The organism is Desemzia sp. FAM 23989 (assembly GCF_045528345.1).
In the GTDB taxonomy this organism is placed as follows: domain Bacteria; phylum Bacillota; class Bacilli; order Lactobacillales; family Carnobacteriaceae; genus Desemzia.
Genome location: NZ_JBGQQT010000090.1, coordinates 1 through 208 on the forward strand (window position 1 = coordinate 1; position 208 = coordinate 208).

Consider the following 208-nt stretch of genomic DNA (forward strand, 5'->3'; position numbering starts at 1 on the left):
AACTCCGCAAGTAGGACTCGAACCTACGACATCGTGATTAACAGTCACGCGCTACTACCAACTGAGCTATTGCGGAATAACTATATGCGCGGCAACGTCCTAGTCTCACAAGGGGAAACCCCTCACTACCTTCGGCGCTAAGAAGCTTAACTACTGTGTTCGGCATGGGAACAGGTGTGACCTTCTTGCCATCGTCACCACACATATG

General features: G+C 50.5%; 1 tRNA gene and 1 rRNA gene. Both read right to left on the reverse strand.

The annotated features are described in order from the left end of the window. Positions 1 to 2: 2 nt before the first annotated feature. Positions 3 to 76: transfer RNA gene (locus ACEN36_RS13190), tRNA-Asn, on the reverse strand. A gap of 10 nt (positions 77 to 86) precedes the next feature. Then, positions 87 to 202: ribosomal RNA gene (gene rrf, locus ACEN36_RS13195) — 5S ribosomal RNA — on the reverse strand. Positions 203 to 208 lie beyond the last annotated feature (6 nt).